The sequence below is a fragment of the Endozoicomonas sp. ONNA2 genome (assembly GCF_024606365.1).
In the GTDB taxonomy this organism is placed as follows: Bacteria; Pseudomonadota; Gammaproteobacteria; order Pseudomonadales; family Endozoicomonadaceae; genus Endozoicomonas.
Genome location: NZ_JAHHPO010000437.1, coordinates 1 through 2,160 on the forward strand (window position 1 = coordinate 1; position 2,160 = coordinate 2,160).

At 40.8% G+C, this 2,160-nt stretch carries 1 protein-coding gene; it reads right to left on the reverse strand.

The window, feature by feature from the left end; all coding sequences use genetic code 11:
* Window positions 1–487: 487 nt before the first annotated feature.
* Window positions 488–1,675: a hypothetical protein gene (locus tag KDK14_RS07845; protein ID WP_257264531.1), complete on the reverse strand. Its 1,188-nt coding sequence runs from the start codon at window positions 1,673–1,675 to the stop codon at window positions 488–490.
* Window positions 1,676–2,160 lie beyond the last annotated feature (485 nt).

Genomic DNA, 2,160 nt, shown 5'->3' on the forward strand with positions numbered 1-2,160 from the left:
ATCAGGAATACTGAGTTTAAAATGGGAAAGTTATTTTTAGACGACTCCTTACCGACAAGAGTGGATTCAGAACTTTTAAGGGTTGATTGAGAATCTTCAGAGTTGGCCATTAGAATTGATGGGACAAATCTCTGATTGAACCTGTTTACTTCTTATTTCTGACAAAAAAACCGACTAAACGGTCAGCTTGGGCCACCGGACAACGAACCAGTGGCTGTACTGTGTTCACGGCCACTGAAAGGGTACTCTATTCCCGGACAGCCTCCTGGCCAGAGCAGCAATCAATGAGAAAATCCTGAATTACGCTAACATTCAGAAAAACCGGGCTGTTCAGCCATCTTGGCAACAAAGGCAACCCAAGAGGTTTCTTGTTCAGCCCTGGTGTAGAAGCCTTCTTGTGGCTGTCCAAGATGAGTCTGCTTTTCCAAGGTCTTGTATGAAGCTACTCTTGCAGCTTCTTAATAGGGTATTGAATCAATCGATTGCTTTACTTGCGACGAGCCAGTGAAAGAATCGTATCAATGGTTTCTTTGGTTAAACAGCCCAACTTAATCAAACCTGTGATGATGTTAGTGACTGGTTTTCCGTCGAGCAGACATCTAAGGAAAGCTTCACTTAGCAAATCTTTGCTGTCTATTAATCTTTCATTAAAGTTAAGTTTTAAATCAAGAATATCCGGGCTTGACTTAAACGCAGTGTACAGCATGTTTGGGGTAAGGTTGCACATTAATATTTCCATAACTTTGTCAATAATTATATCTTTCTTTGGCTCCAAACATCCGCCTTTCATTTTATAGAGTGCGTTTTGCCATTGTGACCAATCTGACCAGTTTACCTCGTTCGGATTGTTCCCGAATTCCCCGGGATTAATACCCATGACACTAACGTTACACCGGTAAGTTTCATTTAGAATAGATGTAAACTGATGCATAAGTTTACTTCTATGAGCATGGGTATCACCCTCACTGAGCTTGGCCGTTGTCAAGAATTCTTGAACCAGATCACTGGCCAAGTTGACCTCAAGTTGGCTGCATGAAGCCTGGCTATTTGATGCTCCAACGGTGGATGAACCTGCTTTATTCTTATAAGGTTGATTATATATCTCGTTAATAACTTCTTCCGTCACTAGTCCCCTCGAGATGGCTTCTTTAATAAGGAGTTTCGGAAGTTTACACCGAGCTTGCATATTTTCAGACACAGCCTTAAAAGGTTCTTTTTTAGTAGCTAATAAATAATCTAAAAATATATCTGTATCACCACTTGGATCAACGCTTGGAAAAAAATCTCTCAGGAATTTTTCTGCGTCATTCAATCCAATGTTGTTTCCTATGGTTTCAATGGCATCATAGCCAAAATTAGATTGTACGTGCTGGTTGGCTTGTTTTTGCCACTGCTCCCAATCCCAACGGTCAGGATTCGTTGGATTTGTTTGTACGACCAGTTCCATCGGGAGTATAAAAGGGTGAGGGACGCACTGGTTTAATTGCTTGATCACTCTGGCAAATAATGATTTTTTGCATTGATCAATGTCCTGTCGGTTGCAATGACTGATTGAACTGGCGTCGTAAATAAAGTTGTTTGCCAGCTTTTCAATTGCAGGATCACTATCAACCATTGCTTGCTGGCAAGTGGATTGAGCGACAGTTTTAAGATAAGGAGCATTCAGGTCCATCATCTACCTCAGTAATTGCAGAAATAAAAAAATTGGTGCAGGAAACACCGATAATCATCAGACCTATTTAATTAAGAAAAGTTCAAATTAATTAAGAAAAGTTCAAATTTGGCTTTTTTGAAACATGAAAGGTTAAGTAGCTAACCAAATGAAATCATATTTTGACCAAGTTGTCAGTCACTCTCGGCAACTGCGCCTGCGTTGCTCTGGCTCCTGCATTCATGCAGTGTTGCAACTTTGTCACATAGTTAAGGCTATGCTCCCTGAGTTGGCCTTGCATAGTAACTGCTCACTTAGCCAGAAATATACGATTCCATTTGGCCAGCTACTCAACTGATATCAAGCACCTGTCAATCACCAATCGTTCTGACTAAAGATTGAAAGCCTTGCCCTGCGCAGGCCTTTAAAATAGCTGTGATTTGAACCCCAAACAAAGAGCTTTTTCTTTTCCTTTGTGCTCTTCGTGTGCTTCGTGGTTCAAAGCTTTT